Below are 25,856 nucleotides of genomic sequence, written 5' to 3'. Positions count from 1 at the left end.
ACAATAACCGACTGGCGCGTCCTGGTGCGTGATGCGCCCCTTGATCAGGATCGCCCATGTCCGGACTCCTCCGCCGCCTGTTTGCCCCGCGCTGGCAGCACCCCGACCCCCTGGTACGGCGACAGGCCGTCGCACGCCTCGACCTCAGCCGCGAGGAGCACCGCCAGGCGCTGGAGCGGCTCGCCCTGGATGAGGACCCCGGCGTGCGCAGCGAGGCGCTGGCCCGCCTCGACGACCCAGAGCGGCTGATCACCCTGCTCAGCAGGGGCGATGCCTCAGCGGAGCTCACTCACCGGCTGATCGCCCTGCTCGCCGGCGGCAGCGGCAACCTGGAACTGGGCACGCGCATCGCCCTGATCGAACGGCTCGATGATGACGCGCTGCTCGCCGAACTCTGTCTGAAGGGCGATAACCAGCAGCTGCGCCTGGCGGCACTGGCCAGGCTGGACGGCGAGGAGGCCCTGATCCGCCAGGCCTGCGACAACGGCATCGCCGCCGTGCGCCACGCCGCCGCCGCGCGGGTCGACAGCGAGGCCGGACTGGCTCGCCTGGCCCAGCAGGCGCGACGCGACCGCCAGGTCATGCGCGGGGCCAGGGAGCGCCTCAACCGCCTGCGCGCCGACTCGGCGCAGCTGGCCGCCGCCCGGGAGCGCCGCGAGGGGCTGCTGGCCGATCTGGAACGCCACGCCACCGCCCCCTGGGAGCCGCTCTATGGCGGCCGCTTTCGCCACCTGGAGCGCGAATGGATGGCGCTTCAGGATCTCCCCGACGCCACTCAGGAGCGCCGCTTCCACGATGCCTGCCTGCGCTGTCGCAAGGTGATCGGCGACCACGAGGCCCGGCTGCGCGCCAGCGAAGCCGCCGAGGCCCGCCGCGAGGACGCCGAGCAGGCCAGGGAGGCGCTGGTGGAGGCCCTGGAGGAGGGGCTCGAGGCCCTGGGGCGCAGCGACGTGGTCACGGCCCAGGACATTGCCAGCCTGCGCGCCCAGAAGCAGCTGCTGGCCCAGCGCTGGCAGGCGCTCTCCGATCAGCACCTGGCGGACCAGGCGCTCCGCCAGCGCTATGACGCCGTCCGCGAAGGCTTCGAGCGCATCAGCCAGGCCTGGGTGCGCCTGGAGGAGCGCGCCGACGAGCTCGAGCGGGCCCTGACCGACGGCGATGACGACCGCCTCACGGCACTCCTGGGGGCCATCGACTGGCCTCGTGGCCTGGCCCCTGCCCCGCTGCTGCAGCGGGCCCGACAGCGTCTGGCACAGCCGGATGCCCCGGGCGACGAGGAAGATCAGACGGCACGCCTGGCCCGCTTCATCGCCGACCTCGACGACCTGGAGAGCCTGCTGGAGCGCGGCGCCTTCAAGGGCGCCAGCCGCCTTCACCAGCGCCTGCGCCAGGCCGCCGACGGGCTCGACGCCAGGGTGCCCCAGCCCCACCGGGCGCGCCTTCGACAGCTGGGGGCCTGTCTCGCCGAGCTGCGCGACTGGCGCAGCTTCGTGGCCGGCCCCAAGCGCGACCAGCTGCTGCAGGCCATCGAGGCCCTGGCCGAGGAGGCGAGCCTCGTCGACGCCGCGCTGGATCGCCGCCACCGCCAGCTGGTCAAGGAGTGGAAGGCGCTGGGGGACGCCGCCGCCAATCGCGAACAATCGGCCCGCTTCCGGGCCGCCTCCGACCGCATCCATGAGCGGCTCGCCCCATGGCGCGAACGCCTCGACGCCGAGCGCCAGACCCACCTGGCCACCCGGCAGGCCCTCTGCGATCAGTTGGAAACGCTGCTCGAGCAGCCCGCCGAGGAGGCCGATCCCGACGCCCTGCGCGAGATCCGCGACCGCGCCAGGGACCAGTGGCGACGCGCCTCGCCGGTGCCCCGCGACCAGGCCGAGACCATCGGGCGTCGCTTCGCCCGCATCCGCCATGCGCTTCAGGCGCTGATCGACCAGCGCGCCCGGGCGGTCGCCGAGACCAAGCGCGATCTCATCGAGCAGGTGCGCGCCCTGCTGGGCCAGGCGATGCCCGCGGCCCGCCGTGCCGAAGCGGTCAAGGCGCTGCAGCAGCGCTGGCGCGAGCTGGGGCGCGCCCCACGGGGCGAGGAGCAGGCGCTGTGGCGGGAGTTTCGCGGCCTGTGCGACCAGGTGTTTGCCTCCCGGGAAGCCGAGCGCGACGACCGCGTCCGTCAGGCCCGGGAACGCCAGGAGGCCATGCAGGCGCTGATCGAACGCCTGGACGCCTGGCACCCCGCCGGCAGCGCCGACGAGGCGGTGCTCGCCTCCGCCATTGCCGAGGCCGCCGCTCTGGAGCCCCTCCCCGGCGGACGTCGCACCGAGGGCATGCGCCGGCGCTGGTCGGGCATCGTGCGCGCCCGACGCGAGCGCCTCGAGCGCCTGGCAGTGGTGGAAGAGGTGGAGCGCTGGCGAGAGGTTCAGCCGCTGCTGCTCGCCCACCTGGCAGCCGACGCCGAGCGCCTGGCCGGCGGCGAGCCCCGCGAGGTGGCGCTGCCCGAGTCTCCGCGCCTGGCGGATGACATGCGCAGCGCCCACGCCCGCCGCAACGCCGCGCGCCAGGCGCCCGAAACCGACGAAGAGGTGGCGGAGCGCCTGGCGAGGGTGCGTGTGCATCTCTCCCTGCTTGCCGTGGGCAGCGTCAGCCACCGCGACGACCCGCTGCGCCTGGCGATCCAGGTGGAGCGCCTCAACGAGAACCTCGGGCGCGAGCTCTCCCGCGCCGAGGAGGTCCACGGCGTGCTGCGCGAGCTGCTGGCCACGGGACCGATCGCACCGGCGCTGTGGAGCCGCGAGGTGGGGGAGCTGGATCGCCTGCTGGAGCGCCTGACCCGCCTGCCGCCACCCTGAGACCCCAGAAAAGGCAGAAGCGCGAGGGATCGCCTCGCGCTTCTTGTCGTTACGGCGGCCCCTGGCCGATCGATGACCAGGGGCGCAGGAAACCGGGGCGATCAGCCCATGAACTGGCCGCCGTTGATGTCGATGTTGGCGCCGGTGATGAAGCCGGACTCCTCGTGGGCCAGATAGGCCACCAGGCGACCGATCTCTTCCGGCTTGCCATAGCGCTTGACCGGGATGGTCTCGCGGATGGACTCGCGCACCTTCTCGGGGATCTTCATGATCATGTCGGTGGCGATGTAGCCCGGCGACACGGTGTTCACGGTGATGCCCTTGGTGGCGGTCTCCTGGGCCAGTGCCATGGTCAGGCCGTGCATGCCCGCCTTGGCGGCCGAGTAGTTCACCTGGCCGAACTGGCCCTTGCGGCCGTTGATGGAGGAGATGTTGATGATTCGGCCGTACTGCTGCTCCAGCATGCTGTCGAGCACGCTGCGGCAGGTGTTGAAGACACTGTTGAGGTTGGTGTCGATGACCTCGTGCCACTGCTCGGGGGTCATCTTCTTCATGGTGCCATCGCGGGTGATGCCCGCACAGTTCACCAGCACGCCGATCGGGCCGTGCTTCGCCTCGATCTCCTTGACCCCGTTCACGCAGGCCTCGAAGTCCACCAGGTCCACCCCGGCAATATCGATGTTGCTGTAGCCATCCGCCTTCTGGGCTTCGAGCCAGCTCTTGGCCTTTTCCGGATTGTGGTAGCCGGCCACCACCTGATAGCCCTCATCGGCCAGCGAACGACAGATGGCACTGCCGATGCCGCCGGTTCCACCGGTCACCCAAGCAACGATTGCGTTGTTGGCCATTGTAACCTCCCTGATTGTCATGACGCTGTGACCAGGCCAACTCGGCCTGCACACCAATTATTCTTTGTAGCGTTGCCAGTTTGATGACAACTCCGCGGAGTATGGACCATGAACCAGTGCCGGGACGAGCGTTTGAACCCGGACCCTTGACTAAAGGGGTAATCCCTGTAGAATACGCCTCACGTTGATGCGGGGTGGAGCAGTCTGGTAGCTCGTCGGGCTCATAACCCGAAGGTCATCGGTTCAAATCCGGTCCCCGCTACCAAATACCGAAAAAAGCCAGAACCAACAGGTTCTGGCTTTTTTGTGCCCGATGACCCGTCATCGGTTCGCGCCTGTTCCAAGGTCGGCGGTCCCCGCTACCAAATATCGAAACGCCGGTTCCCTAGGGAGCCGGCGTTTTGCTTTGGGGCCGATGACGGTCATCGGTTCCCTCTTGTTTCGAGGCCGGCGGTCCCCGCTACCAAACATCGAAAAAAGCCAGAACCAACAGGTTCTGGCTTTTTTTGTGCCCGATGCCCCGTTCATACCGGAAAAAAGCCGGCCCCTCCTGGAGTCGGCTTTCTTGAGTTCACGGCCCGATGTGGACCTCCCCCTCCCGCCCCTCAGTGCCGCCGCAGCGCCTCCAGGGTACAGGCGTTGGGGCAGAAGCCGCAGGCATCCACGTCGGGCTCGCTGGCCAGCACGCGCTTGCAGCGGGCCTTCTCCGGGCAGAGCGAGCAGACCCGCTCCAGGTCACGGCGAACACCCGGGCCGGCCAGGATGGTGTCGGCATGCTTGACGCCGTAGACCACCATCATCCGCGGCAGCTGCTCCAGGGGCGAACGCTCCCCGGACCAGAAGAGCGATTCGTCGAGGCGTGCCAGCCCCAGGTCGCGCAGCCGCAGCTCCTGCTGGTCGGCGTCCATGGCGCTCCACGCCTGGCGCTGCTGGCGGCAGCGCCAGGCGTGGGCCATGCGGCGCATGGCAGAGGTGATAGCGAGCATGGGGAACCCCTCGTTGGTGATTCGGTTCCCCCCAGCCTAGCCCACCTCAAAAGGCCAGAAGTTGATCCGCATCAGCCCTTTGGCCTGAGCACCGCCACCGGGCAGCACGCCTCGTGGAGCACCTCGTGGCTGACGCTGCCGGCCACTACCTGAGAGAGGCCGCTGCGCCCGTGGGTGGTCATGGCCAGCATCACGTCGCGGCTGTCGGCCAGGTAGCTGACGATGGCGTCGGCAGGGGTGCCATGCAGCACCTCCCAGTCCACCTCGATGCGGTACTCCCGCTCCAGGCGCCGCGCCAGGCCGTGCACGTAGCCGGACTCCATCACGTCACCCGGACCGCCCTCCCCCGCGGCCGCCGCCATGGCGCTGGCGTCGATCACCTGCAGCAGCTGCAGGCGGGCCCCGAAGCACTCGGCCAGCGCCACCGCGTGGGGCAGCATTGCCTCGGAGAGCGTGGAGCCATCCACGCACACCATCACCACCTCCACCCGAGCATGGCGCTCCGGGACATAGCGCGGCCCGCACAGCAGCACCGGGCGACTGGCGCGGCGCACCACGCCCGCGGTGACGCTGCCGATCAGCATCTCCGGCACCGGGCGACGCCCGTGGGCGCCCAGGCACAGCCCAACGCCCTCCTGATCGGCCAGGCTCGCCAGGGCGTCCTTGGCGCTGTCGTTCACCATCACCTCAACGGGTATCGACTCGAGGCCGGGGGTCTTCTCCTCGGCCAGGCGAGCCCTGAGGGCCTCGCGTCGCCTCTCGGACTGGGCCGGGTCGGCGACCACCGACACCACGTTCAGGGAGGCCCCGAGCTGGGCCGCCAGGTTCCGGCCCAGCGCCAGGCCGCGCAGGGAGTGGTCGGTCTCGTCCAGGGCCACATGGATCGTCTGCATGAAGGTTCTCCTCGAAGCGCCGGGCGAGTTGTCGGAATGACCCGGCACGTCTGTGATCGGCGCCTGGCGCCTATTGTTGTTTCTCGGAAGCCGCCGCAGGGGCATCCCGCCGCGACAGCGTGAAGGGTCGGTGCAGCAGCTGGTAGGCCAGGGCCCCCACCACCACGCCCCAGAAGGCGGAGCCCAGGCCCAGGAAGCTGATCCCGGAGGCGGTGGCGATGAAGGTGATCACCGAGGCCTCCAGGTGGTCCCTGTGGGCGGCGAAGGCGCTGACGTTGCTGGTGATGGCGCCGATCAGCGCCAGCCCCGCCAGGATCGCCACGAACTCGCCGGGCAGCGAGGTAAAGAGCAGCACGATGGTGCCGGCGAAGGTGCCGCCAATCAGGTAGAAGAGCCCGTTGGCCACCCCGGCCACGTAGCGCTTGTCGGGATCCTCGTGGGCCTCCTTGCTGGTGCAGATCGCCGCGGTGATGGCCGCCACCACCGTGGTGATGCCGCCGAAGAAGGCCGTCGCGAAGGAGGTCAGGCTGGTCACGGTGACGATGGGCTTGGCCGGCGTGCTGTAGCCCGAGGTGCGCAGGATCGCCATGCCCGGCAGGAACTGCCCGGTGAGGCTGACCAGCACCAGCGGGATCGCCAGGCTCAGGGTGGCGTTCCAGGTCCACTCGGGGCGGATGAACTGCGGCTCGGCCATCCTCACCGACACGCCCTGCAGGCTCGCGCCCTCCAGCACCACGGCCAGCGCCACGCCGACGATCAGCAGCAAGATCAGGCTGTAACGCGGGGGTAACTATTCAGGTGGCTGCGGATGGGATATCGCCAACCAGCTGATTTTTCTGGCATAGTGCACAGCATCATTCGGCACACCTATGCGGTGATATGACCATCAGCGATATCAACGTCGACGAGGCCCTGGAGCGGGTCCGGCAGCAGCTCAAGGAAGACCAGACGGTCTCGCCGTCGCTGCGTGCCGCCATCGATGTGCTGATGCTGCTGGTCAAGCTCATGGCCGATCGCCTGGCCACCAGTAGCCGCAACAGCAGCAAGCCACCGTCCCAGGATCCCAATCGCCAGCGCCGCTCGCGCGCCAAAGGCGAGCGGCGCCCCGGCGGACAGCCAGGGCATGAGGGTAAGACGTTGGCGCCGGTGACGGACCCCGACGAGGTGGTCAAGCTCCGTGTCGATCGTCGGCAACTCCCCAAGGGGCGTTCTTACCGCCCGGTCGGCGTCGAAACGCGCCAAGTGCAGGACATCGTAATCCAGGCCGTGGTCACCGAATATCAGGCTGAGGTCCTCGAAGATGATCAGGGGCAACGCTACGTGGCGCCATTCCCCGAGGGCGTGACTCGCCCCATCCAGTATGGCCCTCGCCTCAAGGCGCATGTCGTCTATCTCTCCCAGTATCAGCTGTTGCCCTATGCGCGTATCCGCGAGTTGCTCACCTCGCAGTGCGGCCTGTCGCTGAGCACCGGCACCCTGTTCGCCTTCAACCAGGAGGCCTACCAGCGGGCCGAGGCGTTCGCCGAGTGGGTGATCCCGGCGCTACGTGAAGCAGCCACCGTCCATGCCGATGAAACCGGAATGCAGGTCGGTGGCAAACGCTACTGGCTACACAGCGCCTCCAACGAGGCCCTGACCTGGTTGGCCCCGCACCCCAAGCGCGGCCAGGAAGCGATGGACGCCATCGGCGTATTGCCCTTCGTGCGTGGCGTGCTGGTGCATGATCACTGGAAGCCCTACTACCGCTATCCGGATTGCCGGCACGCGCTCTGTAATGCGCACCACCTTCGGGAGCTGACAGCGGCCTGGGAGAACGATGGCCAGGCATGGGCCAAGGCCTTGCATGACCTGTTGTTGGAGATGCATCGCGCCGTGGAGGTGGCCGACGGCTGCCTCTCGGCCGATGAGACCCGAGCCTGGCGGCAGCGCTATCGAGATTGCCTGGCGAAAGGGGACGCCGAGTGCCCCCCGCCGGTGAAACCGCCACCTGGAACGCGAGGCCGGGCCAAGCGCACCAAGCCGCGCAACCTCCTGGAACGCCTCCAGGCGTACGAGGACGACGTGTTGCGCTTCCTCGACGACCCTGCCGCTCCCTTCACCAACAACCAGGGGGAGCGCGATCTGCGAATGACCAAGGTCCAGCAGAAAATCTCGGGCTGTTTCCGCTCCTGGGAGGGTGCTGAGATCTTCTGCCGCATGCGTAGCTTTCTCTCGACCGCCGTCAAGCAAGGGGTAGCGGCGCATACCGCACTGGAGCAACTGTTTGCGGGGGAGGTGCCAGCCTTCATGCAGCAAGAAGCCCCGACTCAGCCAACCGGTGCTGAATAGTTACACGCGGGGTGAGCCGCTTGAACGCCAGGTAGGCGATCACCATGCCGACGGCGAGCGCCGGCACCGACTCCAGAGAGACGAAGACCCCCACGCCGAACTGGAACAGGATGCCCGCCATCATGGCGCTGGCAATGCCCGGCGGGATCGCCTGAACGATGCGGTCGAAGGAGCCGGTGATGCCCACCACAAAGATGATCGCCGCGGCGGTGAGGTAGGCCCCTACCGCCTCATTGAGCGACAGGCTCGGGAACAGGGTGACCAGCAGCGCCGTCCCCGGTGCCGACCAGGCCGTCACCACCGGCACCTTCAGCCACAGGCTGAGCAGGATCCCGGAGGCGGCGGCGCCGATGGAGATCGCCCAGACCCAGGAGGTCATCATGGCGGTCGAGATCTCCGCGCTCTGGGCGGCCTGGAAGAAGATCGCCAGGGGCCCCGCGTAGGAGATCAGCACCGCCACGAAGCCCGCCGTGACGGCGGGGATCGACCAGTCCTTGTGTAGTTGCATCATTGGCTCCGTGTTGTGTAGCAGGTTAGGCGTCAGGCGACGCCCAGATGAGTGTCGAGTATCGACGGATCCTCCCTGAGCCCCTGGGAATCACCGCTGTAGACCACCTCGCCCTTGACCAGCAGCAGGTGCTTGTCGGCCACCTCCAGCAGGTTGTCGATGTTCTTGTCGACGATGATGCTGGCGATGCCGGAGGCCTTGATCTCGCGGATGATCTTCCAGATCTCGTCACGGATCAGCGGCGCCAGGCCCTCGGTGGCCTCGTCCAGGATGACCATGTCGGGGTTGGTGGTCAGCGCCCGGCCGATGGAGAGCATCTGCTGCTCGCCCCCGGAGAGGAAGGAGCCGTCGTGATTGATGCGCTGGCCGAGCCGCGGGAAGGTATCCAGCACCCGCTCGAGGGTCCACGGCGATTCGCCGCGCTCGTTGGGGCGCGCCGCCATGATCAGGTGCTCGCGCACACTGATGCCGGGGAAGATGCCGCGCCCCTCGGGCACATAGCCGATGCCCTGGCGGATCAGCTGCCACGGGCGCCGCCTGGCGGTGGGCTTGCCCTTGATGCTGACCTCCCCCTCTCGCGGCGGCACGAAGCCGAGGATCGACTTCAGGGTGGTGGTCTTGCCCATGCCGTTGCGCCCCATCAGGCTCAGGGTCTCGCCGGGCATCAGGCGCAGGTCGACGCCATGCAGGACATGGCTCTCGCCGTAGTAGGTGTGCAGGCCCCGCGCATCGATCAGCGGGGCCGAAGCCCCCGAGGCGGAAGCCCGCGGATTGGTCATGGATAGAGCGCTCATGCGGCGGACTCCTCATGGTGACGGCCAAGGTAGACATCCCGCACCCGTTCACTGGCCCGGATCTGGGCGGTGGGCCCGGTCTCCAGCACGCAGCCGTCGACCATCACGGTGATGCGGTCGGCCAGGCGGAACACCGAGTCCATGTCGTGCTCGATCAGCACCAGCGGGTAGCGATCCGAGAGCCCCTTGAGCAGCTCGGTGACCTGGGCCGTCTCCTCGCGGCCCATGCCGGCCATGGGCTCGTCGAGCAGCATCAGCTTGGGCGCGGTGGCCAGCACCATGGCGATCTGCAGTTGGCGCTGCTCGCCGTAGCTCATGGCCGAGGCCGGGGTATGGGCGCGATGCGTAAGTTGGCAGGTCTCCAGCACCTCCTGGGCGCGCTGGTCCACCTCGAGGGCCCGATGGCGCGAGCGCCAGCTGCCGAAGACGCCGCCCAGGTGGATACGCGCCGCCAGCTGGCAGTTTTGCAGGCAGGTGAGGCGCGGGAAGATGTTGGTCTTCTGGTGGCTGCGGCCGATGCCCATCCGGGCGATCTGGCGCGCCTTCCTGCCCTGGATCGGCTGCCCCTGGAAGAGGATCTCGCCTTCGGAGGGCGGGAACTCGCCGGAGAGCAGGTTTATCAGGGTGCTCTTGCCCGCCCCGTTGGGGCCGAGGATGGCGTGAATCTCGCCCTGGAGGAGCGTGAAGTCGACGTCGTTGACCGCCACCAGGCCGCCGAAGCGGCGGGTCAGGCCCCGGGTCTCAAGCAGGACGTCGTGATGTGTCGTGGCACTCATGGCTCAACCCTCCTTGCTGGTGGCAGACACGGCAGGCTTGGCCGTCTCGGGTGGCGTGGCGGTCGGCTCACGCTTCAGCCACTTGAGCAGCGGCGACTTGGCCAGCGACTCGCGGCTGGGCGGATCGATGATCAGCCCGGCGATGCCGCGGGGCAGCACCAGCACGGCGAGGATGATGGTGATGCCCATCAGGATCGGCCAGTGAGTGGTCATGTGCTCGAAGGTGTGCTGCAGGATCTCGTAGGCGAAGGCGCCGAGGATGGGGCCGAAGATGGTGCCCATGCCGCCCAGGATCAGCATCATCAGCACCTCGCCTGAGGTGTGCCAGCCGAGCTGGGCCGGGTTGGCGAAGCCGTACTGCATGGCCGCCAGCATGCCGGCGATGGAGGCCATCACCCCGGAGATCACGAAGGCGACCAGCTTGTAGTGGCTGGTGGCATAGCCCAGCGCCTCCATGCGGTGCTCGTTGTCATGGATGCCGTCGAGCACCTGGCCATAGAAGGAGCGCGTCAGCCAGCGCAGGAAGAGGTAGCCCGCCACCACCATGGCCAGGCAGACATAGAAGAAGGTCAGCGGGTTGTCGAGGTCGAGCAGCACGGTGCCGCCGATCTCCACGCTGGGCCGGAACATGATGAAGACCCCGTCGGTGCCCCCGGTATGCCGCGAGGTGTTGACGAAGTAGTAGAGCATCTGGCCGAAGGCCAGGGTGGTCATGATGAAGAAGATGCCCTTGGTGCGGATCACCAGGAAACCCACCACCAGCGCGGCCACGGCCGAGATCAGCATCACCAGCGGCATCATCCACCAGATGGCGGCGGGGCTGAAGGCGGGGCTGGCCAGCGCCAGAGTGTAGGCGCCGAGGCCGAAGAACAGGGCGTGGCCGAGGCTGACCAGCCCGACGATCCCCACCAGCAGATCCAGGCTCATGGCGAACAGCGCCAGGATCAGCATCAGGGTCATCTTTTCCATCATGAAGTCGCTCTGGGCGCCGAAGACGGCGGGCCCCCACAGCGGAAAGAGGGCAACGAAGGCGGTCATCACCAGCATGATGATGACGACCCGCTTGGGATAGCGATGCAACATCTCAATTCTCCCTCAGGCAAACAGCCCGCGTGGCTTGACCAGCAGCACGGCGGCCATGATCAGGTAGATGACCATGCTGGCCAGACTGGGAATCAGGACCGAGCCGAAGGTCTCGGCCATGCCGATCAGGATCGCACCCCAGAAGGCGCCCTTGATCGAACCGATGCCCCCGATGACCACCACCACGAAGCAGGTGATCAGGATGCTGTCCCCCATGCCCGGGGCGATGGAGGTGAGCGGCGCGGCGATCATCCCGGCGAAGGCGGTGAGCGCCACCCCCACGCTGAAGATCAGGGTGAAGAGGGTGCGCACATTGATGCCGAGCCCCTCCACCATGTCGCGATTGACCGCACCGGCGCGGATGATGATGCCGAGCCGGGTATGGCGGATGACCCAGTAGATCACCCCGGCCAGTGCCAGGCAGACGCCCATCACGAAGAGCCGGTAGTGCGAATACTGCAGGTTGTCGGTGAGCTGGATGCGCCCGCTGAAGAGCTCCGGGATCGGCACGCTGTGCACGTCGCCCCCCCAGATGATGCGCTGCATCTCGTTGAGCACCAGGATCAGGCCGAAGGTCAGCAACACCTGGTAGAGGTGGTCACGCTTGTAGAGCGTATCGAGAAAGAGCCGCTCGATGATCAGGCCCAGCGCGATGGCGATGGGGATCGCCACCAGGATCGCCAGCCAGAAGTTGCCGAGGCGAAAGGTCAGGTCGTAGACCAGGTAGGCGCCGATCATGTACATGGCGCCATGGGCCAGGTTGATGATGCCCATGATGCCGAAGATGAGCGTGAGGCCGCTGGCGATCAGGAACAGCAGCAGGCCGTACTGAAGCCCGTTGAGCAGCTGCACGCCGAAGAATGCGAGATCCATGGGACCCCTCCAAGAGTCGCGATGAAGGGGCGAGCGACGCCCGCCCCGTTATCCAAGAGGCAGCCGTTACATGCGGCAGGCTTCGTCCGGCACCTCGAGGTTCTCGTGGGCGATGCCGACGACCTCATGCTTGCCGTTGCGGATCTCGCGCAGGTAGACGTTCTGGATGGGGTGGTGGGAGGCGGAGAAACTCAGCGGCCCCCGCGGGCTGTCCAGCTGGACATTGGCCAGCGCCTGGATCAGCCGCTCGCGGTCGGAGGTGTCACCCCCCACGGCCTCCATGGCCTGGACCAGCATCATGCCGGTGTCGTAGCCCTGCACCGCATAGGTGTCGGGCATCTGGCCGTAAGCCTCCTGATAGGCCTCGACGAAGGCGCGGTTCTGGGGGGTATCCAGGGTCTCGGCGTAGTGCAGGGTGGTCATGACGCCCTCCCCCGCCTCGCCGATGGCGGCCAGGTTGCCGTCGGTCAGGAAGCCGGAGCCGAGCAGCGGAATGGAGTCATTGAGCCCGGCCGCGTCGTAGTCGCGCACGAAGCTCACGCCGCCGCCCCCGGCGAAGAAGGTGTAGACCGCATCGGGCCTGTCGCTTGCGATCTGGGCCAGGTAGCTCTGGAACTCGGTGCTCGGGAAGGGCACCAGGATCTGGCGCACGATCTCGCCGCCGGCCTCGGTGAAGGCCTCCTCGAAGCCCGCCAGGTCTTCCTTGCCGCCAGCGTAGTCCCAGGTGATGGTCACGACGCGGCGATGGCCCATCTCGTAGGCCACCTTGCCCATGGGGTAGCTGACCTGCCACATGCTGAAGGAGGTGCGGAAGACGTTGGGCATGCACAGTTCGTTGGTGGCGGCGCCGAGCCCGGCATTGGGAATGATGGTGATGGCGCCGGTCTGCTGGGCCACCCGCAGCATGCCCATGGCCACGCCGGAGTGCACCGGGCCGATCACGAAGTCGACGTTGTCGCCGCGCACCAGGCGGCTCATGTTCTGGGGTGCCCGCGAGGGGTTGGCCTCGGAGTCGAGCTTCACGTACTGGACATCGCGGCCGCCGAGCTGGTCGCCATGCTGGGCGATGGCCAGTTCCAGGCCGTTGGTGATCGCCTCGCCCAGGGCGCTGTAGGTGCCGGTATAGGGCAGCATCAGCCCGAGCTTGACGGCGCCGTTTTCGCTGGCGTAGGCGGCGCTGCCCACGGCCATGCCGGCGGCGATCAGGGAGGTCAGGGCGCACTTCTTGAAGGTGGTTTTCATTGTGGTTTTCCGGATGATCAGAGGTGAAGGCTTGGAGCCTTTGCTTGTTACTGAGTCGCTTGTTATTGAGGCGGCGTCCGTGCCGCACAGCCATCGTCCCTCTCAGACGTGGTAGATATCTCAGATGTGATAGATATCGATGACCTGGTGGATATAGTCGTTATTGAGTTGCACTACCTTGCGGGTGATCAGCGGTGACTCGCCCGACACGTCCAGCGTATAGAAGGAGGTCCCGAAGAAGGTCTGGGTCTCCTTGTAGCGGTGGTTCAGGGTCTGCCAGTTGAAGCGCAGCTCCACCTTGCCGCCCTCCTCCTTGAGCACCTCGATGTTGGTGATCTGGTGGGTGGTGCGCGGCTCCGGCGTGCTCGCCCCTGAGCGCTCGGTCTTGATCCGGTAGACCCGGTCCTCGAGACCCTCACGGCTCGGGTAGTAGATCAGCGAGATCTCGCTGTGCGGGTCCCGGGTCAGCTGGTCGTCGTCGTCCCACGCCGGCATCCAGAACTCGACGTCCTTGCTGTAGCAGGTCAGCCACTCGTCCCACTCGCGGTCGTCGAGCAGGCGCGCCTCGCGGTACAGGAAGGCCTGGATCTCTTGGTAGCTAAGGCTCATCTCTCTTCTCCCCTTCTCGGTACGGGCCGGACTCAGGCGGTCTGGGTGGCGATAAACTGGCTGCGTTCCTTGTCGATGGCGCGCAGCATCTCCTCGACCCAGTGCTTGTGGTGCAGCACGTAGAGGCCTTCGTCTTCCGGCGAGGCGCCGCTGAGCAGCGGCTGCATGCCGATTGCCTTGGCGTTGTCGTCGGCGCCTTCGATCCACTGCTTGGCCCCGCGGGAGAGGTCGTTCCACTCGGCCAGGGCGCCGTGGTAGCCGTCCTGGCAGCCGCGGAACTCCTCGAGGTCGTCCGGCGTCCCCATGCCGGAGACGTTGAAGAAGTCCTCGTACTGGCGGATGCGCACGCGACGGTTCTCGGCGGACTCGCCCTTGGGCGCGAAGCAGTAGATGGTCACCTCGGTCTTGTCGACGCTGATCGGGCGCAGCACACGGATCTGCGTGGAGAACTGATCCATCAGGTAGACGTTGGGGTAGAGGCAGAGGTTACGGGTCTGGTTAACGATGGAGTCGGCCCGCGCCTCGCCGAACTCCTTCTCAATCCACTCCTTCTGCTGGTAGACCGGACGCACCTCGGGGTTAAGCAGGCGGGTCCACAGCAGCATGTGACCGTTATCAAAGGAGTAGAAGCCGCCCTGGCTCTTCGACCAGCCGTCGGCGTCCACCGCCTTGGTGCCGCCGGCCTCGTAGTTGCGGCGGTCCATGGTGGAGGCGTAGTTCCAGTGCACGGTGCTGACGTGGTAGCCGTCGGCGCCGTTCTCGGCCTGCAGCTTCCAGTTGCCCTTGAAGGTGTAGGAGGAGGTGCCGCGCAGCACTTCCAGGCCTTCCGGCGCCTGGTCGACGATGTTGTCGATGATCTTCTTCGTTTCCCCGAGATAGTCGTCGAGGGGCTGAACGTCCTCGCTCAGGCTGCCGAACAGGAAGCCCTTGTAGCTCTCGAAGCGCGGCACGCGCTTGAGGTCGTGAGAGCCCTCCTGCTTGAAGCCGTCCGGGTAGGCGCCCACCTTCTCGTTCTTGGCCTTGAGCAGCTTGCCGTCGTTCTTGAAGGTCCAGCCGTGGAAGGGGCAGGTGAAGGTGCCCTTGTTGCCGCGCTTGCGGCGGCACAGGGTGGCGCCGCGGTGGGCACAGGCGTTGATCAGGGCGTGCAGCTCGCCCTGCTTGTCCCGGGTGATGACGACGGGCTGGCGGCCCATGGTGACGGTCATGTAGTCGCCCGGCTCACTGATCTGGCTCTCGTGGGCCAGAAACAGCCAGTTGCCTTCGAAGACGTGCTTCATCTCGAGCTCGAAGAAGGCCGGGTCGGTGAACATGCTGCGGTGGCAGCGGAAGATGCCCTGCTCGGCGTCGTCGACGACGGCGCCGCGGACGCGCGCTTCGAGTTGATCAAGCTTGCTGGTCATGATCGGAACTCCTGGGTCTCGTGAGAGACGCTGTCTGGGTCAGGCATGTCTCGTCCTGGCGGGAGCCAAGGCTCCCCCAACCCATGGCGGCGAGCCGCCATGGCGAGACATGCATTCTGCGAATCTGGGGGGTGCGTCGGCCGAGGCCGACGCGGGGGTCAGGGGCTGGTGCTCAGACCTTGGCGGTGCCGGCCAGCTTGCTGGCGGCGTCCTGCTCGTCTTCCTTGGCGCGCGGACGGGCGTGACGGGTCTGCAGCTCGGCCACGTCGGTCTTGGCCAGCTCGATATCGAACACCACCTCGGAGAAGGGGCCGTCCAGCTCGCGCTGGGCGATCACGTCCTGGGCCTCGATGCGCTCGGCCGGCACCACCAGCTCCTCGCGGGTGGCGAAGGCGAAGTCATCAAAGGTGTAGGGGTCACCCGCCAGGTTGATCTGGGTGGTCAGGTGCTGGTGGCCCGGCGCGGAGATGAAGTAGTGGATGTGCGCCGGACGCTCGCCGTGACGGCCCAGGGACTTCAGCACCACGTCGGTGGGGGCGCCTTCCGGCACGCCGTAGCCGGACGGGATGATGCTGCGCGCGGTGTAGCGGCCTTCCGCATCGGTGACGATGGTGCGACGCAGGTTGTACTCGGACTGGGTCGGGTCGAAGAAGGAGTAGCCGCCCTTGGAGTTGGCGTGCCAGATCTCGACCTTGGCGCCGGCGATCGGGGTGCCGTCGACGTCGCGCACCTGGCCGGTCAGCCACATGGTCTCGCCGTCCTGATCCTTCCCGTCGTCCATGCGCGCGAAGCCTTCGGCTTCCGGGGCGCCGGCCACATACAGCGGGCCCTCGATGGTGCGCGGGGTGCCGCCGACGCGCTTGGCCTCGGCGTCGATGGCGTCCTGGCGCATGTCCAGGTAGTGGTCGAAGCCCAGGCCCGGCGAGAGCAGGCCGAACTGGGTCTGACTGCCCAGGGCGTTGAGCAGGCTGACGGCGGACCAGTACTCCTCGGGGGTGACGTCGAAGTCGTCGATCAGCTTGAACAGGTCGGAGAGCAGGCGGTGCATGATCTGCTTGGCGCGCTCGTTGCCACCTTCCTGGTCGAAGCCGGCGACGGTCTTCAGGAAATCCTGGACTTCGGGGGTATCGAAAATCTTCACGGTCATGCTGGTCGTCTCCTCGTCGTTGTCGTTGTGCCCTGCGCTGCGTCAGGGGGAGTGCAAGGCCATGGTGTGGGTGGCTCTGGCGTCCACTTTTACTGGATGTCGAGGTGATTCTGGCCCTCGCCGCAAGTCCCAACCAATATCGAATGGGTACCCCGCCATACCCCTGGGGTATCGGCGCGGCCTGCCCAATCTCGCCCTTCCCCGTCCAGAATGGCGACAAAAAGTCCATGATTTTCCAGTGAATTATCCAAGGGAACCGCGGGCTCGACGGCGCCGGGCCGCCGCCGCTCTGCGGCGGGGTCGGCATGGCCGATGGCGCGACGGCCTCAAATCAAGGGATTGGCGGCGCTCCGGCAGCACCGGCGCGGGGAGAAGTCACGCTCCATCAACCCTGCGGAGGAGGGAAGGTGCGACAAAAGCATAATGGGCGATGACGCCGACAAAAAAGGCGACGGGGTTGTCCGTCGCCAAGCCGCCGATCGCGCGCGATCGACCGAGAGAGATAGAGGGGCTCAGCTCGCGATGGAGATGGCCGGCAGGCTCGGCCTCGGCAACGAGAGCTTCTCAGTGGGAGCGATCACCTTCGCCTCCCCGACGACCACCTGCTCGCCGCGCTGATTGCAGACCTGGCAGCCAAGCACCACGCGGTTCCGGGGCTCCTTTCTGAGCACGGTCAGCGTGATGCTCAGGGTGTCGCCCAGCCTGACCGGACGCTTGAAGGCCAGGCTCTGCTCCAGGTAGATGGTGCCGGGGCCGGGCATCACGGTGGCGAGCGCCCCGGAGATCAGCGAGCCGCTCCACATGCCGTGGGCGATACGCTCCTTGAACAGGGTCGCCGCGGCGAAGTCGGCATCCAGGTGCAGGGGGTTCACGTCGCCGGAAACGGCCGCGAACAGCACCAGCTCGTCGCGGGTCAGGGTACGGGTGAAGGTGGCGGCATCGCCCTCCTTCAACTCGTCGTAGGGAATGTTGTCGAGGGTCGTCAGGGTAGCGCTCATCGCGGCCTCCGGTGGTCAGGGGGTGGGCAGGCTTGGGGTGGAAAGCAGGGCGGTCTCTGGCGTGGTGCCCGCGGGGGTCAGTGCCCCATCTCCAGCCCCACCTTGCCCATCCGACTCCCCGACTCGAGGCGATCCAGCGCCTCGTGAATGGCCTCCAGCGGATAGACGCTGTCGATGACGGGGGTGATCCCGTGGCGCTCCACATAGGCGAGCAGCTCTCGGAACTCCGCGGCGTTGCCGCTGGTGGAGCCGATGATCTGCAGCTGGCGGATGAAGAGACGCTTCAGGTCAGCCGGAGGCTGGTCCCCCGAGGTCGCCCCGCAGGTCACCAGGCGCCCGCCGCGCACCAGCGACTTCATGGCCGAGGCCCAGACGGCCTCGCCAACGTTCTCGACCACCACGTCCACGCCGCGGCCGTCGGTAAGCGCCATGACGCGCCGGGCCACCTCCTCGCTCCTGCCGTTGATCGCCTCGTTGGCGCCCAGCGTCAGGGCCCGCTGAAGCTTCTCGTCCTCCCGGGAGGTCACGATCACCCTGGCGCCGATGCTGGCGGCCAGCTGCATGGCGGCCAGCGACACGCCACCGCCCACCCCGAACACCAGCACGGTCTCCCAGGGCTTCAGCTGCGCCCGGGTGAAGAGCATCCGCCAGGCGGTGAGGTAGTTGACCCCCAGGGCCGCGGCCTGCACGAAGTCCAGGTGCGCCGGCATGGGGAAGAGGTTCTCCACCGGCACGCTGAGCCACTGGGCGAAGGTGCCGTCCACATGCTCGCCCATCAGCTGCATGCGGGTGCAGAGCACGTCGTCGCCCCGCTGGCAGAACTCGCACCGCCCGCAGGTCAGGTTGGGAAACACCACCACCCGCTGGCCCGCCGCCAGGCGCGTCTCGCCCTCCTCGACCTCCTCCACCACGCCGGCGCCGTCCAGCCCCATCACCAACGGCAGCTCATGGGTGATGCCCGCACCGCTGTTGCGCATGTAGAGGTCGACCTGGTTGAGAGTGCCCGCCTCCAGGCGCACCAGCGCCTCGCCCGGCCGTCGCCGGGGCCGTTCGCCCTGCCTGACCTCGACCACCTCGTTGCCACCGTGGCCGGTAATCACGACGGTCTTCATGGTCTCCTGCATGCTCTCGTTCACGAGTCCGTCCTCTCCAGCAGCGTGGCAATGCCCTGGCCCACGCCCACACACATGGTGCACAGGGCGTAGCGCTTGCCGCTCTTCTGCAGCTCATGGGCCGCGGTCAGCAGCAGGCGGGCGCCGGACATGCCCAGCGGGTGGCCCAGCGCGATGGCGCCACCGTTGGGGTTGACCCGGGGGTCGTCGCCGGCGATCCCCAGCTCGCGCAGGCAGGCCAGCGCCTGGGCGGCGAAGGCCTCGTTGAGCTCAATCACGTCGATCTCGTCCAGCAACACGCCGGTGCGCGCGAGCAGCTTCTGCACCGCGGGCACCGGGCCGATGCCCATGATGCGCGGCTCGACGCCGGCGGTGGCCATGCCGAGGATCCTCGCCATGGGGGTGAGGCCGTGCTGCTCCACCGCGGCGGCACTGGCCACCAGCATGGCGGCGGCGCCGTCGTTGACCCCGGAGGCGTTGCCGGCGGTGACGCTGCCACCTTCCCGGAACGGCGTCGGTAGCCCGGCGAGCTTCTCGAGCGTCGTCGCGCGCAGGTGCTCGTCCTGGTCGAAGCGCAGCGGTTCCTGCTTGCGGCGCGGGATCTCGATGGCGGTGATCTCACAGGCGAAGCGACCGGCGGCCTGGGCGGCGGCGGCCTTCTGCTGGGAGCGCAGGGCGAAGGCGTCCTGGTCCTCGCGGGAGATGGCGAACTGCTCGGCCAGGTTCTCGGCGGTCTCCGGCATGGACTCGACGCCATGAGCCTTCTTCATCAGTGGGTTGATCAGGCGCCAGCCGATGGTGGTGTCCTCGATCTGCTGGCCCCGGGAGAAGGCACCGTCGGCCTTGCCCATCACGTAGGGAGCCCGAGACATCGACTCCACGCCGCCGGCCAGCGCCAGCTCCATCTCGCCGGCCTTGATGGCGCGGAAGGCGGTGCCCACCGCGTCCATGCCGGAGCCGCACAGGCGGTTCAGGGTGGTGCCGGGGATGGATACCGGCATGCCCGCCAGCAGCAGCGACATGCGCGCCACGTTGCGGTTGTCCTCGCCGGCCTGGTTGGCGCAACCCATGAAGACCTCTTCGATGGCGGCAGGGTCGAGATTCGGCGTCTCGGCCAGCACCGCCTTGAAGATGGTGGCCGCCAGGTCGTCGGGGCGCACGCTCGAGAGGGTGCCGCCGAAGCGGCCGATACCGCTGCGGCGTGGATGACAGAGGTAGACACTATTCATAACTAGCTCCAAGTTATTTTCGGCGGTTTATTTAAAGTTCTTGCTGTAGGACTTGAGGATCTCGCCGACGATGCCGCTGCGGAAGCTCAGCACGCAGATCACGAAGATCACCCCGAGGATCGGCCCCACCCAGTTGCCCAGTGGCGACTGGGCCAGCAGGTGCTGCAGGCTGACCACGATGCCTGCCCCCACCACCGGGCCGAACAGGGTGCCCACCCCGCCCAGCAGGGTCATCAGGATCACCTCGCCGGACATGTGCCAGTGGGCGTCGGTCAGCGAGGCCAGCTGGAACACCACCGTCTTGGTGGAACCAGCCAGGCCGGCAAGCCCCGCGGAGAGGATGAAGGCCACCAGCTTGTAGGCGTCGACGTTGTAGCCCAGCGAGATCGCCCGCGGCTCGTTCTCGCGGATCGCCTTGAGCACCTGGCCATAGGGCGAGTGCACGGCGCGCTGGATGACCGCGAAGCCGAACAGGAAGATGGCGAACACGAAGTAGTACATCGCCAGGTTGTTGCGCAGGCTGATCACGCCGAACAGGTCGCCCCGTGGTACCCCGTGCAGGCCGTCCTCGCCGCCGGTGAAGGGCGACTGGACGTAGACGAAGAACACCAGCTGGGCCAGCGCCAGGGTCACCATCGCAAAGTAGATCCCCTGGCGGCGGATCGACAGGGCGCCGAACACCGCACCGAGCGCCACGGCGGCCAGGGTCCCGGCGATGATGCCCAGCTCCGGCGTGAGCGCCGGGTAGCTGGCCAGCAGGTAGCCGGTGATGTAGCCGCCAGTGGCCAGGAAGGCCGCGTGCCCGAAGGAGAGCAGCCCCGCGTAGCCGAGCAGCAGGTTGAAGGCGCAGGCGAACAGCGCAAAGCACAGCACCTTCATCAGGAACACCGGGTAGGCCACGAAGGGCGCCACCAGGCCGATGCCGATCAGCACCAGGTAGAAGACGTTGCGGCGCATGTCGGCACGGCGCTGGCGCTTCATGGACGGCGTCAGGGTCTGGGTTGCGGACATGGTCATGCCTCCTTGCCGAACAGGCCGGCGGGTCGGGTCAGCAGCACCAGGATCATCACCAGGAAGATCACGGTGTTGGCCGCCTCGGGGTAGTACACCTTGGTCAGGCCCTCGATCAGGCCCATGCCCAGGCCGGTGAGCACGGCGCCGAGGATCGAGCCCATGCCGCCGATCACCACCACGGCGAAGACCACGATCAACAGGTTGGAGCCCATGGTGGGCGACACCGGGTAGAGCGGCGCGGCCAGCACCCCGGCGAAGGCGGCCAGCGCCACGCCGAAGCCGTAGGTCAGGGTGATCAGCAGCGGCACGTTGACGCCGAAGGCCTGCATCAGCGCCGGGTTCTCGGTGCCGGCACGCAGGTAGGCGCCGAGCCGGGTGCGCTCGATCATGTACCAGGTGAAGAAGCACACCACGATGGCCGCCACCAGCACCCAGGCACGATAGGTGGGCAGGAACATGAAGCCCGTCTGGAAGCCACCCTGCAGCGCCTCGGGGGTCGGGTAGCGGGCCCCGGAGACGCCGAAGAAGTTGACCAGGGTGCCCTCGAAGATCAGCGCCAGGCCGAAGGTCAGCAGCAGGCCGTAGAGGTGGTCCAGGTGGGCGATGCGCCGCAGCATGATCCGCTCGAGCAGCATGCCGAACAGGCCCACCACCAGCGGCGCGAGCAGCAGCGCCGCCCAGTAGTTGATGCCCAGGTAGCGCATCCCCAGCAGGGCGGCGAAGGCCCCCAGCATGTACATGGCACCGTGGGCGAAGTTGACGATCTTCAGCAGGCCGAAGATCACCGCCAGGCCCAGGCTCAGCAGGGCATAGAAGGCGCCGTTGATCAGGCCCAGCAGCAGCTGCCCCATGAACACCGCCAGCGGCACCCCGAATATCATCGTCATGTCGAAAGTCTCCTGTTAGACCCGGCTCACACGCCCAGCAGGGTGTGCAGATGCTCGCGCTTGCTCGGCAGCTCGGCCGCCGAGATCTCCTCGACGATGAGGCCGTGGTCCATCACGAAGTGGCGGTCGGCCAGGGGTGCTGCAAAGCGGAAGTTCTGCTCCACCAGCACGATGGTCATGCCGCGTTCCTTGAGCTTGACCAGCACCTGGCCCAGCGCCTGGACGATGACCGGTGCCAGCCCCTCGGTGATCTCGTCGAGCAGCAGCAGCCGCGCCCCGGTGCGCAGGATCCGCGCCATGGCCAGCATCTGCTGCTCGCCCCCGGAGAGCCGCGTGCCCTGGCTGCGCCGCCGCTCGTAGAGGTTGGGGAACATCTCGTAGATCTCGTCGATGGACATCCCGCCGGAGCGCACCGTGGGCGGCAGCAGCAGGTTCTCCTCGACGTCGAGGCTGGCGAAGATCCCGCGCTCCTCGGGGCAGTAGCCGATCCCCAGCCGCGGGATGCGGTGGGCCGCCATGCCCAGCGTCTCGGTGCCGTTGATCATGATCGAGCCGGTGCGCCGGCCGACCATGTTCATGATCGCCTTGAGGGTGGTGCTGCGCCCGGCGCCGTTGCGCCCCAGCAGCGTCACCAGCTCGCCGCGCTTCACGTCGAAGTCGACGCCGTGGAGGATGTGCGACTCGCCGTAGAAGGCGTGCAGGTCGCGGACGCGCAGCATCTCGGCGCCGTCGCGGTCCTGGTACTCCATCAGGCTCTCGGCTGGCTGGTTCATGCGCTGGCCTCCTCTTCCGCGTCACTGCCCATGTAGGCCTCCTTGACCCGCGGGTCGGCGGAGACCGTGGCGTAGTCGCCCTCGGCCAGCACCGCGCCGCGCGCCAGCACGGTGATGCGATCGCACAGCCGGCTGACCACGCTGAGGTTGTGCTCCACCATCAGCACGGTGCGCCCGCGGGCCACCCGGCGGATCAGCTCGACGATGCGGTCGACGTCCTCGGCGCCCATGCCCTGGGTCGGCTCGTCGAGCAGCATCATGGTGGGATCCATGGCCAGGGTGGTGGCCACCTCCAGCGCCCGCTTGCGCCCGTAGGGCATCTCCACGGTGAGCACGTCGGCGTACTCGCGCAGGCCCACCTCCTCGAGCAGCTCGATGGCGCGGTCGTTGAGGTGGTCGAGGGTGCGTTCGGACTTCCAGAAGTGGAAGGAGGTGCCCATGGGCCGCTGCAGGGCCACGCGCACGTTCTCCATCGCGGTCATGTGACCGAACACCGCGGAGATCTGGAAGGAGCGCACCAGGCCCAGGCGGGCGATCTCGTTGGCCTTCATGCCGGTGATCGGCTTGCCGCGGTAGAGGATCTCGCCCCGGGTGGGCGGCAGGAACTTGGTGAGCAGGTTGAAGACCGTGGTCTTGCCCGCCCCGTTGGGGCCGATCAGGGCGTGGATATGCCCCTCCTGGACCTGCAGGTTGACATCGTCCACGGCGGTGAAGCCGCGGAATTCCTTGGTCAGGTTGCGTACCTCGAGTATTGCACTGCCCATCATGCCACCTTTGTGATTGTCTGAAGTTCGGCAGGATTGTCTGTCGAGTGTAGGACCGCCCGAAAATATATCAATGTGTAGACATATAATTTTTTAACCACCTCGATATAGCCGGATATCAAGCGCGCCAATTCATGATAAATGACAATATATTGTCTTTAATGGGCGGCAGGCACCCCTCCGGCAGACGCAGAGTGATGCCTGTCCAAGCCCCCGGACGACGCTCCCCGGGAGAGCCGGTTCCTTGCCCTGCTCCTCGCCTCTACTCGACGACCAGGGGCAACCCCAGCGCGATGCGCTGCTTCAGCCAGGGGCTGACACGGTAGCGTGGCTCGCCATAGTGGTCGTGGAGACAGCCGAGCACCCGGGCGAAGGTCTGGGGCCCGAAGCGCTCGCCGAAGGCCAGCGGGCCCTGCGGGTAGCCCAGCGCCAGCTTGACGGCACGGTCGAGGGTGGCCGGCTCGGCCACGCCGCGGCGCACGATCTCGCTGCCGATATTGACCATGAAGGCGAGGATGCGCTGGGCCACGAAGCCCGGCGAGTCGTGGATCACCTCCACCGGCACCCCATCGGCGCCGAGGGCCGCGCTCGCCTGGGCCAGCACCTCCTCGTCGATGGCGGGGTGGCGCATCAGCACCCGACAGGCGTCGAAGCCGGCCAGGGTCTCCAGCGCCAGGGTGCGCTCGGCCGGCAGGCCCCGCTCGGCGATGGTCTCGCTCACCGTCTCCCCAATGGGCGTCACCAGGCAGATGGCCTCCGCCGAAGGGGTCGCGCCCTCCTCCAGCCGCGAGCCGGCCTCCTCGGCCAGGCGGGCGATGCGCTCACGCCACCCGGGCTCCCGGCGATCCAGCCAGAAGGGGCGCGTGACGGGGACCGCCGGCGGTGGCGTCACCTCCGGTTCGATCCGCTTGCCCTCTTCGTAGCGATAGAAGCCCTGACCGGCCTTGCGCCCCAGTAGGCCGGCGGCGATGCGCCGCGGCACCTGCCAGGAGGGCGTGTAGTAGGGGTCGTCATAGAACTGACGGTAGATCGACTCCATCACCGCATGGCTCACATCGAGGCCGATGAGGTCGAGCAGCTCGAAGGGCCCCATGCGGAACCCCAGAGAGAGGCAGAGGATGCGGTCGATCTGCGCCGGCGTGGCGATCCCCTCGTCCAGCAGGCGCAGTGCTTCGGGAACGTAGGCGCGCCCGGCGTGGTTGACCAGAAACCCGGGAGTGTCCGGGGTCAGCGCCGGGAAGTGGCCGGCTTCCCGGGCCAGCCGCTCGAGCCGCGCGATTACCTCGGGGCGGGTCAGCTCACCACGCACCACCTCGACGATCTTCATCAGCGGCACGGGGTTGAAGAAGTGGTAGCCCGCCACCCGCTCGGGGTGGCGGCAGGCGCTGGCGAGGCGCGTCACCGACAGCGAAGAGGTATTGCTGGCCAGTATCGCCTCATGGGAGACCACCTCTTCCAGCTGGCGCAGCAGCGCCTGCTTGGCCTCCAGGTTCTCAACGATCGCCTCGATCACCAGGTCGCACTCGGCGAGCCCGGCCAGGCCATCGCTGGGGCGGATACGGGCAAGCGTCGCCTCCCGCTCTTCCGCCGAGAGGCGCCCCTTGGCCACCGAGCGCTCCAGCAGCTCGCCAATGAATCTCAGGGCTTCCTCGATGGCCCCTTCGCGACTGTCATGCAGCCACACCTGATGGCCCGCCACAGCAAACAGCTGGACGATACCTCGCCCCATCACGCCGCTGCCGACGACGCCGATCCTCTCCTTGGCTGATTCCGCCACGCCTCACCTCCTCAGAGTTTGCTTTCCAGCTCGGGCAGGACCTCAAACAGGTCGCCAACTAATCCGTAATCGGCCACCTGGAAGATCGGCGCCTCCTCGTCCTTGTTGATGGCGACGATCACCTTGGAGTCCTTCATGCCGGCCAGGTGCTGGATGGCCCCCGAGATGCCCACGGCGATGTAGAGCTCGGGCGCCACGATCTTGCCGGTCTGGCCCACCTGCATGTCATTGGGCACGAAGCCGGCGTCCACCGCGGCACGAGAGGCGCCGATGGCCGCGCCAAGCTTGTCGGCGATGGCGTCGAGCAGCGTGAAGTTCTCGCCGCTGCCCATGCCGCGGCCGCCGGAGATCACCACCTTGGCGGCACCCAGCTCGGGACGGTCGGACTTGGCCAGCTCCTCCTTGACGAAGGTGGACTGGGCGTTGTCGGCCCCTTTCGTGAAGGACAGGTCCACCGCCTCGACGGCGGCGCTGCCACCCTCGGTCCCTCTATCAGGGCAGGCATCGAAGCCGGTGGTGCGCACGGTGATCACCTTGAGGATGTCCTCGCTCTGCACCGTGGCGATGGCGTTGCCGGCGAAGATCGGGCGCTTGAAGGTATCCGGAGACACCACCGCGATGATCTCGGAGATCTGCGCCACGTCCCTGAGGGCCGCGACGCGGGGCAGCACATTCTTGCCGGTGGTGGAGGCCGCGGCCAGCAGGTGGGTGTAGTCGCCGACCAGCTCGTTGATCAGCGCCGCGGTGGGCTCGGCCAGCAGGTGGGCGTAGGCGGCGTGGTCGGCCACGCGCACGCGGGAGACGCCGTCCAGCTTGGCCGCGGCCTGGGCGATGGCGGCCACATTCTCGCCAACCACCAGCACGTCGATATCGCCGCCGATGGCCTGGGCGGCCGCCACCACATGGGCGGTGGCGCCGGCCAGGGCGCCGTCGTGATGTTCCGCGAGTACCAGAATGCTCATGAGATCAGCT

General features: G+C 67.4%; 23 protein-coding genes, 1 tRNA gene and 1 pseudogene. 3 read left to right on the top strand and 22 right to left on the bottom strand.

Translation table 11 applies throughout. The features are described 5' to 3' along the window. Nucleotides 1-56: 56 nt before the first annotated feature. Nucleotides 57-2,843, top strand: coding sequence for a DUF349 domain-containing protein (locus tag HIR79_RS04055; protein ID WP_169957291.1), 2,787 nt, complete (start codon nt 57-59; stop codon nt 2,841-2,843). 101 nt (nt 2,844-2,944) lie between these two features. On the opposite strand, the gene phbB is transcribed toward HIR79_RS04055, so the two are convergent. Continuing rightward, complete coding sequence (gene phbB / locus HIR79_RS04050) at nt 2,945-3,691, bottom strand: acetoacetyl-CoA reductase (protein WP_169957289.1); 747 nt, start codon at nt 3,689-3,691, stop codon at nt 2,945-2,947. Nucleotides 3,692-3,879: 188 nt separating this feature from the next. Here phbB and HIR79_RS04045 point away from each other — a divergent pair. Then, nucleotides 3,880-3,956 (top strand) — tRNA-Met (locus HIR79_RS04045). A 340-nt stretch (nt 3,957-4,296) separates the two neighbouring features. On the opposite strand, the gene HIR79_RS04040 is transcribed toward HIR79_RS04045, so the two are convergent. From HIR79_RS04040 to HIR79_RS04030, 3 genes and pseudogenes are all read right to left on the bottom strand, one after another. Further along, nucleotides 4,297-4,677 (bottom strand): hypothetical protein, encoded by a 381-nt coding sequence (locus HIR79_RS04040; protein WP_169957287.1) that lies wholly within the window; start codon nt 4,675-4,677, stop codon nt 4,297-4,299. 71 nt (nt 4,678-4,748) lie between these two features. Further along, a complete protein-coding gene (locus HIR79_RS04035) occupies nt 4,749-5,570 on the bottom strand; it encodes a universal stress protein (protein ID WP_169957285.1) in 822 nt (273 codons plus the stop codon). Nucleotides 5,571-5,640: 70 nt separating this feature from the next. Then, nucleotides 5,641-6,345, bottom strand: a pseudogene (locus HIR79_RS04030) (benzoate/H(+) symporter BenE family transporter); the annotation flags it as partial. A gap of 104 nt (nt 6,346-6,449) precedes the next feature. Here HIR79_RS04030 and tnpC point away from each other — a divergent pair. Next, complete coding sequence (tnpC, locus tag HIR79_RS04025; RefSeq protein ID WP_154487592.1) at nt 6,450-7,898, top strand: IS66 family transposase; 1,449 nt, start codon at nt 6,450-6,452, stop codon at nt 7,896-7,898. Here the strand turns inward: tnpC and HIR79_RS04020 are convergent. The 18 genes from HIR79_RS04020 to HIR79_RS03935 form a co-directional block, all read right to left on the bottom strand. Then, the gene (locus HIR79_RS04020) at nt 7,855-8,406 is read right to left on the bottom strand and encodes a benzoate/H(+) symporter BenE family transporter (protein WP_283241851.1); all 552 of its coding nucleotides are present in this window, start codon (nt 8,404-8,406) and stop codon (nt 7,855-7,857) included. The genes tnpC and HIR79_RS04020 overlap by 44 nt on opposite strands. 32 nt (nt 8,407-8,438) lie before the next feature. Then, nucleotides 8,439-9,200: an ABC transporter ATP-binding protein gene (locus HIR79_RS04015; protein ID WP_249322245.1), complete on the bottom strand. Its 762-nt coding sequence runs from the start codon at nt 9,198-9,200 to the stop codon at nt 8,439-8,441. After that, complete coding sequence (locus HIR79_RS04010; protein WP_169957283.1) at nt 9,197-9,976, bottom strand: ABC transporter ATP-binding protein; 780 nt, start codon at nt 9,974-9,976, stop codon at nt 9,197-9,199. The genes HIR79_RS04015 and HIR79_RS04010 overlap by 4 nt, the downstream gene beginning before the upstream one ends. Nucleotides 9,977-9,979: 3 nt before the next feature. Next, on the bottom strand, nt 9,980-11,059 hold the full coding sequence (locus tag HIR79_RS04005; protein ID WP_169957281.1) for a branched-chain amino acid ABC transporter permease: 1,080 nt from the start codon (nt 11,057-11,059) through the stop codon (nt 9,980-9,982). Nucleotides 11,060-11,071: 12 nt separating this feature from the next. Then, nucleotides 11,072-11,932: a branched-chain amino acid ABC transporter permease gene (locus HIR79_RS04000; RefSeq protein WP_086511520.1), complete on the bottom strand. Its 861-nt coding sequence runs from the start codon at nt 11,930-11,932 to the stop codon at nt 11,072-11,074. Nucleotides 11,933-11,998: 66 nt separating this feature from the next. Continuing rightward, nucleotides 11,999-13,174 carry an ABC transporter substrate-binding protein gene (locus HIR79_RS03995; protein ID WP_169957279.1) on the bottom strand — a complete coding sequence of 392 codons (1,176 nt, stop codon included), beginning with the start codon at nt 13,172-13,174 and terminating at the stop codon, nt 11,999-12,001. 120 nt (nt 13,175-13,294) lie between these two features. Further along, the gene (gene benB / locus HIR79_RS03990) at nt 13,295-13,783 is read right to left on the bottom strand and encodes a benzoate 1,2-dioxygenase small subunit (RefSeq protein ID WP_169957276.1); all 489 of its coding nucleotides are present in this window, start codon (nt 13,781-13,783) and stop codon (nt 13,295-13,297) included. Nucleotides 13,784-13,815: 32 nt separating this feature from the next. Continuing rightward, nucleotides 13,816-15,183 carry a Rieske 2Fe-2S domain-containing protein gene (locus tag HIR79_RS03985; RefSeq protein WP_169957274.1) on the bottom strand — a complete coding sequence of 456 codons (1,368 nt, stop codon included), beginning with the start codon at nt 15,181-15,183 and terminating at the stop codon, nt 13,816-13,818. A 172-nt stretch (nt 15,184-15,355) separates the two neighbouring features. Continuing rightward, nucleotides 15,356-16,330 (bottom strand): catechol 1,2-dioxygenase, encoded by a 975-nt coding sequence (gene catA / locus HIR79_RS03980; RefSeq protein WP_169957272.1) that lies wholly within the window; start codon nt 16,328-16,330, stop codon nt 15,356-15,358. Nucleotides 16,331-16,842: 512 nt separating this feature from the next. Beyond that, on the bottom strand, nt 16,843-17,328 hold the full coding sequence (locus HIR79_RS03975) for a MaoC/PaaZ C-terminal domain-containing protein (RefSeq protein WP_169957269.1): 486 nt from the start codon (nt 17,326-17,328) through the stop codon (nt 16,843-16,845). Nucleotides 17,329-17,405: 77 nt separating this feature from the next. Next, entirely contained in the window at nt 17,406-18,464 is a 1,059-nt protein-coding gene (locus tag HIR79_RS03970) for a zinc-binding dehydrogenase (RefSeq protein WP_211620929.1), read from the bottom strand. After that, the gene (pcaF, locus tag HIR79_RS03965; RefSeq protein ID WP_169957267.1) at nt 18,461-19,669 is read right to left on the bottom strand and encodes a 3-oxoadipyl-CoA thiolase; all 1,209 of its coding nucleotides are present in this window, start codon (nt 19,667-19,669) and stop codon (nt 18,461-18,463) included. Before pcaF ends, HIR79_RS03970 begins: the two co-directional genes overlap by 4 nt. A gap of 27 nt (nt 19,670-19,696) precedes the next feature. After that, nucleotides 19,697-20,680: a branched-chain amino acid ABC transporter permease gene (locus HIR79_RS03960; RefSeq protein ID WP_169957264.1), complete on the bottom strand. Its 984-nt coding sequence runs from the start codon at nt 20,678-20,680 to the stop codon at nt 19,697-19,699. 2 nt (nt 20,681-20,682) lie between these two features. Continuing rightward, nucleotides 20,683-21,570: a branched-chain amino acid ABC transporter permease gene (locus HIR79_RS03955; protein ID WP_086511955.1), complete on the bottom strand. Its 888-nt coding sequence runs from the start codon at nt 21,568-21,570 to the stop codon at nt 20,683-20,685. Between the two features lie 26 nt (nt 21,571-21,596). Then, complete coding sequence (locus HIR79_RS03950; RefSeq protein ID WP_086511954.1) at nt 21,597-22,343, bottom strand: ABC transporter ATP-binding protein; 747 nt, start codon at nt 22,341-22,343, stop codon at nt 21,597-21,599. After that, complete coding sequence (locus HIR79_RS03945) at nt 22,340-23,110, bottom strand: ABC transporter ATP-binding protein (protein ID WP_169957260.1); 771 nt, start codon at nt 23,108-23,110, stop codon at nt 22,340-22,342. The genes HIR79_RS03950 and HIR79_RS03945 overlap by 4 nt, the downstream gene beginning before the upstream one ends. Nucleotides 23,111-23,369: 259 nt before the next feature. Next, the gene (locus HIR79_RS03940) at nt 23,370-24,884 is read right to left on the bottom strand and encodes a 3-hydroxyacyl-CoA dehydrogenase (protein WP_254914262.1); all 1,515 of its coding nucleotides are present in this window, start codon (nt 24,882-24,884) and stop codon (nt 23,370-23,372) included. An 11-nt stretch (nt 24,885-24,895) separates the two neighbouring features. Beyond that, complete coding sequence (locus tag HIR79_RS03935; protein ID WP_169957258.1) at nt 24,896-25,846, bottom strand: electron transfer flavoprotein subunit alpha/FixB family protein; 951 nt, start codon at nt 25,844-25,846, stop codon at nt 24,896-24,898. Nucleotides 25,847-25,856: the final 10 nt, after the last annotated feature.

It is taken from the genome of Halomonas sp. PGE1 (genome assembly GCF_013000985.1).
Classification (GTDB): domain Bacteria; phylum Pseudomonadota; class Gammaproteobacteria; order Pseudomonadales; family Halomonadaceae; genus Halomonas; species Halomonas alkalicola.
This window is presented reverse-complemented; position numbering and strand designations above follow the sequence as displayed.

Coding starts and splice junctions, on each gene's coding strand:
- HIR79_RS04055 (WP_169957291.1), top strand. CDS start 57: ATGTCCGGACTCCTCCGCCGCCTGTTTGCCCCGCGCTGGCAGCACCCC.
- phbB (WP_169957289.1), bottom strand. CDS start 3,691: ATGGCCAACAACGCAATCGTTGCTTGGGTGACCGGTGGAACCGGCGGC.
- HIR79_RS04040 (WP_169957287.1), bottom strand. CDS start 4,677: ATGCTCGCTATCACCTCTGCCATGCGCCGCATGGCCCACGCCTGGCGC.
- HIR79_RS04035 (WP_169957285.1), bottom strand. CDS start 5,570: ATGCAGACGATCCATGTGGCCCTGGACGAGACCGACCACTCCCTGCGC.
- tnpC (WP_154487592.1), top strand. CDS start 6,450: ATGACCATCAGCGATATCAACGTCGACGAGGCCCTGGAGCGGGTCCGG.
- HIR79_RS04020 (WP_283241851.1), bottom strand. CDS start 8,406: ATGCAACTACACAAGGACTGGTCGATCCCCGCCGTCACGGCGGGCTTC.
- HIR79_RS04015 (WP_249322245.1), bottom strand. CDS start 9,200: ATGAGCGCTCTATCCATGACCAATCCGCGGGCTTCCGCCTCGGGGGCT.
- HIR79_RS04010 (WP_169957283.1), bottom strand. CDS start 9,976: ATGAGTGCCACGACACATCACGACGTCCTGCTTGAGACCCGGGGCCTG.
- HIR79_RS04005 (WP_169957281.1), bottom strand. CDS start 11,059: ATGTTGCATCGCTATCCCAAGCGGGTCGTCATCATCATGCTGGTGATG.
- HIR79_RS04000 (WP_086511520.1), bottom strand. CDS start 11,932: ATGGATCTCGCATTCTTCGGCGTGCAGCTGCTCAACGGGCTTCAGTAC.
- HIR79_RS03995 (WP_169957279.1), bottom strand. CDS start 13,174: ATGAAAACCACCTTCAAGAAGTGCGCCCTGACCTCCCTGATCGCCGCC.
- benB (WP_169957276.1), bottom strand. CDS start 13,783: ATGAGCCTTAGCTACCAAGAGATCCAGGCCTTCCTGTACCGCGAGGCG.
- HIR79_RS03985 (WP_169957274.1), bottom strand. CDS start 15,183: ATGACCAGCAAGCTTGATCAACTCGAAGCGCGCGTCCGCGGCGCCGTC.
- catA (WP_169957272.1), bottom strand. CDS start 16,330: ATGACCGTGAAGATTTTCGATACCCCCGAAGTCCAGGATTTCCTGAAG.
- HIR79_RS03975 (WP_169957269.1), bottom strand. CDS start 17,328: ATGAGCGCTACCCTGACGACCCTCGACAACATTCCCTACGACGAGTTG.
- pcaF (WP_169957267.1), bottom strand. CDS start 19,669: ATGAATAGTGTCTACCTCTGTCATCCACGCCGCAGCGGTATCGGCCGC.
- HIR79_RS03960 (WP_169957264.1), bottom strand. CDS start 20,680: ATGTCCGCAACCCAGACCCTGACGCCGTCCATGAAGCGCCAGCGCCGT.
- HIR79_RS03955 (WP_086511955.1), bottom strand. CDS start 21,570: ATGACGATGATATTCGGGGTGCCGCTGGCGGTGTTCATGGGGCAGCTG.
- HIR79_RS03950 (WP_086511954.1), bottom strand. CDS start 22,343: ATGAACCAGCCAGCCGAGAGCCTGATGGAGTACCAGGACCGCGACGGC.
- HIR79_RS03945 (WP_169957260.1), bottom strand. CDS start 23,110: ATGATGGGCAGTGCAATACTCGAGGTACGCAACCTGACCAAGGAATTC.
- HIR79_RS03935 (WP_169957258.1), bottom strand. CDS start 25,846: ATGAGCATTCTGGTACTCGCGGAACATCACGACGGCGCCCTGGCCGGC.